Source organism: Rhizobium terrae, assembly GCF_003425685.1.
Classification (GTDB): Bacteria; Pseudomonadota; Alphaproteobacteria; order Rhizobiales; family Rhizobiaceae; genus Neorhizobium; species Neorhizobium terrae.
On the sequence record NZ_QJKM01000027.1, the window covers coordinates 42613 to 48612 of the forward strand.

Annotated in this window: 7 protein-coding genes; 3 read left to right on the forward strand and 4 right to left on the reverse strand. The window is 62.9% G+C overall.

Translation table 11 applies throughout. From position 1 onward, the window contains the following. Positions 1-65: 65 nt before the first annotated feature. Positions 66-599, reverse strand: a complete 534-nt coding sequence (locus DMO26_RS30885) for a gamma-glutamylcyclotransferase (RefSeq protein ID WP_117196155.1) — start codon at positions 597-599, stop codon at positions 66-68. A 38-nt stretch (positions 600-637) separates the two neighbouring features. On the opposite strand from DMO26_RS30885, the gene DMO26_RS30890 reads away from it, so the two are divergent. Next, positions 638-1642, forward strand: coding sequence for a DUF2125 domain-containing protein (locus tag DMO26_RS30890; RefSeq protein WP_117196146.1), 1005 nt, complete (start codon positions 638-640; stop codon positions 1640-1642). A gap of 6 nt (positions 1643-1648) precedes the next feature. On the opposite strand, the gene DMO26_RS30895 is transcribed toward DMO26_RS30890, so the two are convergent. From DMO26_RS30895 to DMO26_RS30905, 3 genes are all read right to left on the reverse strand, one after another. After that, positions 1649-2578, reverse strand: a complete 930-nt coding sequence (locus DMO26_RS30895; protein ID WP_117196147.1) for a prephenate/arogenate dehydrogenase family protein — start codon at positions 2576-2578, stop codon at positions 1649-1651. After that, complete coding sequence (gene hisC, locus DMO26_RS30900) at positions 2575-3684, reverse strand: histidinol-phosphate transaminase (protein WP_117196148.1); 1110 nt, start codon at positions 3682-3684, stop codon at positions 2575-2577. Before hisC ends, DMO26_RS30895 begins: the two co-directional genes overlap by 4 nt. Positions 3685-3866: 182 nt before the next feature. After that, a complete protein-coding gene (locus tag DMO26_RS30905) occupies positions 3867-4607 on the reverse strand; it encodes a class I SAM-dependent methyltransferase (protein WP_117196149.1) in 741 nt (246 codons plus the stop codon). 80 nt (positions 4608-4687) lie between these two features. Between DMO26_RS30905 and gloB the strand changes: the two genes are divergently transcribed. Together gloB and DMO26_RS30915 are read left to right on the forward strand one after the other, a co-directional pair. After that, positions 4688-5458: a hydroxyacylglutathione hydrolase gene (gene gloB / locus DMO26_RS30910; protein WP_117196150.1), complete on the forward strand. Its 771-nt coding sequence runs from the start codon at positions 4688-4690 to the stop codon at positions 5456-5458. Then, complete coding sequence (locus DMO26_RS30915) at positions 5459-5878, forward strand: cupin domain-containing protein (protein WP_117196151.1); 420 nt, start codon at positions 5459-5461, stop codon at positions 5876-5878. The last annotated feature ends 122 nt before the right edge of the window (positions 5879-6000 follow it).

Here is a 6000-nt window from a genome sequence, read left to right on the forward strand (position 1 = left end):
CATTGCCCCTCGCCCTACCCCCGAAAGTGCCGGAAGGCGGATGAGGGGCGAGTGCCATCACCGCATCAAGCAGCAGCCACGGCCGCCCCGACGCTCTCCAGCCACAAGTCGCGAATACCCATCTCCTTCAGATGCGCGAGCGTGTTGAAGAGATAGGCATCGTTCGGTCCGGACTGGCCGGCCGATGCACGGACGGTTTCCGCCGCCTCCTCCACCGAAAGCGAACCTGCATACTGGACATGCCGGCGGTCGACGATATAACCGACCGCCCTCACCTGCCGGCCGGCGCCGAGCGAAACGGGCAGGATCTTTTCCAGATAGACATTGGTGACGAGTTCGCGGCGCCTCAGATAATCGAGAACATCCTCCCGGTTCTCCTCGCTCACGCGGAAGGCGACGCCACGGCAGGAGCCGCCGCGATCGAGCCCCAGCACGAGGCCCGGATGGTCCGGCGTGCCGCGATGCACATAGGAGCGCACGCAAAGCGAGCGATGGAAACCGAATGCGCGGGCGGCCAGCCTCTCCTCAAACACGAAACCCGGATTCCACATGAGGGAACCGTAGCCAAACACCCAAAATTCGTCCATATCGCACGCCAAGCCGTCATCGAGAATCGAAGCCACCATTGGAGAACATCATGGCAGCGTCAAGCCGGACAGGCGTCAGCGGAAAACTCTGGCTGCTCGCCTGCGGGGTGGTGATTTTCATCGCGCTTTACACCGCCGGCTGGTTTTATGCCGCATCCGTGCTCCGGCAACAGACGCTGGCCCTCCTGGGCAGCCAGGAACAGCAGGGCATTACCGCGGACTGCGACGAGGCGGAATATCGCGGCTACCCGTTCCGGATCGGGCTGTTCTGCTCCAAAGTCGCCGTCGACGACCGGCAGAATGGCATTTCCGCTACCTTCGGCGCGTTGCGTTCCGCCGCCCAGGTCTACAATCCCAGCCATATCGTCTGGGAACTCGACGCACCCGTCCAAGTTCGCACGAGCCATGGCCTTGCCGTCTCGACGACCTGGCAGAATTTTCAGTCGAGCCTGATCGCCAAGCTTCGCGGCGTCGAACGGACATCTGCGGTGATTGAGAATTCGAGGACCAGCATCGTCTCGTCGGCAACCGGACAGGCCTTCGATATCGGCGCTCAGCACACGGAAGTACACCTCCGTCAGAACGGCAATGATCTCGATGCCGCTGTGACGCTGGAAGGTACGGACGCCACGATGAAGGACATGCCGCAACTCCTGCCGCGCCTGACCGCCAATCTCGACCTGACGCTGATGGGCCGCGCCGGCATGATCGACGGCAGCGATCCGAACGGCCTCGCCCTTTATGGCACGCAGGGCGAGATGCGCACCTTTTCGATGGATATGGGGGAAGGCAAGCTGGTCACCGTGTCCGGCCCCTTCTCCTTCGATGAGGAGGGTTATCTGTCCGGCCGGCTGAAACTCCGGATCGAGCGGATCGATGCCTGGCGCGACAGCCTGAGCAAGGCATTTCCAGATCTTGCGCCGATGCTCGGTACGGCCGGCAATATGCTATCGGCGCTTGGCGGCGGCAAGAACGCGTCGCTCGACCTCAGCATCAAGCGCGGCAAGGTGTTTGCCGGCGGCTTCGTCCAGATCGGCGAAATTCCGCCGATCTGAATTGTCTTATTTCTTCACATCCAGCGCGTGGCGCCCGAAATCCGGCGCATCGACGTCTTGGCCGGCCTGGACGATCGAGCGGCGTATGGCGCGGGTGCGGGTGAAAAGCTCGAACAGCTTGTCGCCTTCACCCCAGCGGATTGCCCGCTGCAGATAGGCGAGGTCTTCGGAAAACCGCGCCAGCATTTCCAGGATCGCGTCCTTGTTATGCAGGCAGACATCCCGCCACATGGTCGGGTCGGACGCGGCAAGACGGGTGAAATCGCGAAAGCCGGAGGCGGAATACTTGATCACTTCCGATTCCGTCACCGTCTCCAGATCGTCCGCCGTGCCTACGATATTGTAGGCGATGATGTGCGGCAGGTGCGAGACGATCGCCAGAACCTTGTCGTGGTGCTGCGGATCCATTTCGTCGATGCGCGAACCGAGTGCCGTCCAGAAGGCCTTCAGCCTGCCGAGAGCGGCCTGATCCGTATCCGGCAGCGGCGTGAAGATGCACCAGCGATCGCGGAACAGGCCGACGAAACCGGCATCCGGGCCGGATTTTTCCGTACCGGCGAGCGGATGGCCCGGGATGAAATGCACGTTCTCCGGCATGTGCGGCGCCATCTGCGCGATGACGGAAGCCTTGGTCGAGCCGACATCGGTGACGATCGTTCCCGGCATCAGACCGCCGGCAATCTGCCTGGCGACCGCTTCCGACGCGCCGACCGGCACCGAGACGATGACGAGATCCGCATCCTTCACGGCCTCCGCCGCGGACGCGACGTACCGGTCGCCGAGTTGCAGTTCCTCGGCCCGTTTCAGGGTCTCCGGGCTGCGGCTCGAGATCACCACCTCGCCGGCGAGGCCAAGTTCCCTGACGTCGCGCGCGATGGACGAGCCGATCAGGCCGATGCCGATCAGCGCGATCCGGTCAAAATGAACGGTTGTCATGCGCCTTTACCCATGAACTCGCCGAGCGCTTCGATGACGCCGCGGTTCGCCTCTTCCGAGCCGACCGTCATACGCAGCGCATTTGGAAAACCATAGCCCCGCACCGCCCGCAGGATATAGCCGCGGCTGGTCAGAAAGGCATCCGCTTCCGGCGCCCGCTTGCCGTCGACATCCGGGAAATGGATGAGCACGAAATTGGTGACCGACGGCGTGACCTTGAGGCCGATCGACGTGAGTGCGTGGGTGAGCTTGTCCAGCCAGAGCATATTGTGCTCGACTGCTTTTTCCACGAACGCCTGGTCGCGGATCGCGGCGGCACCGGCAGCGATGGCGGGCGCGTTCATGTTGAACGGACCGCGCACCCGGTTCAGCGCGTCGAGGATGGCCGCCGGGCCGTACATCCAGCCGATGCGCAGCGCCGCCAGGCCGTAGACCTTCGAGAAGGTGCGGGTCATCACCACGTTCCTGTTGGAAGAAACGAGTTCGAGGCCGGCTTCGTAGTCGTTCTTGCGGACATATTCCGCGTAAGCCGCGTCGAGCACCAGGATGACGTTCTTCGGCAGACCGGCATGCAGGCGCCGGATATCGGCGACGGGCACATAGGTGCCGGTCGGATTGCCGGGATTGGCGATGAAGACCATCTTCGTCTTGCTCGTAACAGCAGAAAGGATCGCATCGACATCGACCGTGCAATCCTTCTCCTTGACCTCGACCGCCGTTGCGCCGGTCCCCATGATCTGGATCTTGTAGACCAGGAAGCCATGCTGCGTGATGATCGCCTCGTCGCCGGCGCCGAGATAGACGTGGCAGAGCAGGCCGAGCAGTTCGTCTGAGCCGTTGCCGCACATGATGTTCGCGACGTTGAGCCCATGCACGGCGGCGATCGCCTCGCGCAGCGCCATGGCCTGGCCGTCCGGATAGAGCTCCAGGTTGCCGGCCGCCTGCCTGAAGGCCTCGATCGCCTTCGGGCTCGGGCCGAGCGGCGTTTCGTTGGAGGAAAGCTTGAAGACGCGCGAGACGCCGGGAGCGTGTTCCTTGCCGGGCACATAGGCGGCGATATCCAGAATGCCTGGACGCGGAACGGGCTCACTCGTGACGATGCTCATCGGATCAACCTTTTCGGAAATGCCTGGAATGGCGGGTGATCCTGAGGCATTAAAGCCGAAAATGATTGTTGTCGAGGGGTGAGGAATGGTCGGGGCAGCCGAGGGGACGATCCGATGGACCGTTTCGAACGACGCCCCCTGAGCCACAAAGGTCCGGGAACCGGCAATGCGCAAGAGCGCCTTCACCCCGTCCGCGTCGTCGGCACGCCCTGCGGTGCCAGCACCGGCACGAAGACACGGCGGGAAGCACGCGCCGCGACCGGCAGCCCCTGATAAAGACGCTTCTGCGCCTCGAGCACGATCACACCGGAAAAGACCGGCCAGAAACGCCGGCCCATCCGCTCGAAACCGTGACGCAGCCTCAGCACCGTGCGGATTTTCGATGGCGGGAAGAACAGCGCCTCGGCGCTGGCACCGGGCGTGAAATTGGTCTCGCGAAGCAGCGACGTGAGCTGGCCGCGCGAATAGGGCCGGCCGGAGCCGAACGGCGTATGTTCCATGCGCGCCCAGACGCCGCGCCGGTTCGGCACGACGATGACGAGCCGTCCGCCGGGCGCCAGCACCCGCCAGAGTTCCTTCAGCGTCTCGCGGGGGTTTTCCGCAAATTCGAGCGAATGCACCATCAGCACGCGATCCACGGAGGAATCCGGCAGGGGCAGTTCCTCGTCGAAGACCAACGCCGTGGAGGAAAGCTCGCCGACGGGCCAGTTCACGGCCCCCTGCCCGGCCGGCATGAAGGCGAAGGTACGCTCCGTATCCGTGCGGAAGCGGTCGAGATAAGGCACGGCGTAGCCGAGCCCCACCAGCCGTTCCTCCGGCAGGCGCGCCCAGAGCGAGGCGAGCGCAATCGCGATGGACTGTTCGGCAAGCCGGCCAAGAGCTGAGTGATAAAACTCGCGGAGATCGACGATATCGACGGACATCTGTCACGCAGGTGGTTGGACTTCAGGTACTCAGTCTCTACATTGTTCCTGAAAGCAATTTCAGCAATAGGGGTGATGTTATGAAACCGCTTGAACTCGAAGTTTTTTCATGTCGAAGCGATAATTACGGCGTTCTCGTCCACGACCCGGAAAGCGGCCTGACCGCGTCGATCGACGCACCGGAGGAACAGCCGATCCTGGATGCCGCCGCTCGCCGCGGCTGGAAGATCACCCATATTTTCACCACTCATCACCATGGCGACCACGTCGAGGCGAACCTCGCGCTCAAGGAAAAATTCGGGCTCGAAATCATCGGGCCGTTCAACGAAGCGGTGGCGATCCCCGGCCTCGACCGGACCATGGCGGATGGCGACGAATTCCAGTTCGGCGAGCATCTCGTGCGGGTCATCGAGACGCCGGGCCATACCGCCGGCCATATCTGCTACCATTTCCCCGACGATAAGATCCTGTTTGCCGCCGACACGCTTTTCGCGCTCGGCTGCGGCCGCATCTTCGAACGCCCCGCCGCCGACATGTGGCATTCGCTGCAGAAACTCGCTGTGCTGCCGGATGAAACGGCCGTCTATTTCGGCCATGAATACACCCTTTCCAATGCCAGGTTCGCCCTCAGCGTCGATCCGGACAATGAACGGCTGCAGGCCCGCTTCAAGGAAATCGAAACGCAGCGTGACGCGGGAAGGTTCACCATCCCGACGACCATGGGGCTTGAAAAGGAGACCAATCCCTTCCTGCGCGCTACCGACCCGTCGATCCGCCGCAACCTGCTGATGGAAAGCAAGACCAACGAAGAGGTCTTTGCCGAAATCCGCAAACGGAAGGACAATTTCTAGGTGGAAGCAAAAGAAATCATCGAGGCCCTCGGCATGCAGCCTCACCCAGAGGGCGGCTGGTACGTCGAGACTTTTCGCGATGGGAATGCCGGCACGCGCGGCCATTCGACGGCGATCTACTATCTCCTGGAGACGGGCCAAAGCTCGCACTGGCACCGGGTGCGGGATGCCGCCGAGGTCTGGCATTTTTATGCCGGCGATCCGCTGCTGTTGCGCATCTCGGACGGCAGGGCGGTCGAGCGGGTGACGCTCGGCACCAACCTTGCCAAGGGCGAAAGGCCGCAGGCGGTGGTGCCGGCGGATGCCTGGCAGGCTGCCGAACCGCTCGGCCGGTTTACGCTGGTCGGCTGCACTGTGGCCCCCGGCTTCGAGTTTTCGAGCTTCGAAATGGCGCCGTCCGGCTGGGAACCCGGCACCTAGCAGGCTGTTGAAGAAGTCTCTCGTTTAGCCTTGAGGACGGCCTCGTCGCCGTTGTGATAGGCGAAAGTGATCTCGATTGCGCCGTCGTCGAGCAATTCGGCGTGACCGTCGCCGGCGACCTC

Bases quoted from the DNA above. Each gene is read 5' to 3' on its own strand.
- DMO26_RS30890 (WP_117196146.1), top strand. From the start codon at position 638: ATGGCAGCGTCAAGCCGGACAGGCGTCAGCGGAAAACTCTGGCTGCTC.
- DMO26_RS30895 (WP_117196147.1), bottom strand. From the start codon at position 2,578: ATGACAACCGTTCATTTTGACCGGATCGCGCTGATCGGCATCGGCCTG.
- hisC (WP_117196148.1), bottom strand. From the start codon at position 3,684: ATGAGCATCGTCACGAGTGAGCCCGTTCCGCGTCCAGGCATTCTGGAT.
- DMO26_RS30905 (WP_117196149.1), bottom strand. From the start codon at position 4,607: ATGTCCGTCGATATCGTCGATCTCCGCGAGTTTTATCACTCAGCTCTT.
- gloB (WP_117196150.1), top strand. From the start codon at position 4,688: ATGAAACCGCTTGAACTCGAAGTTTTTTCATGTCGAAGCGATAATTAC.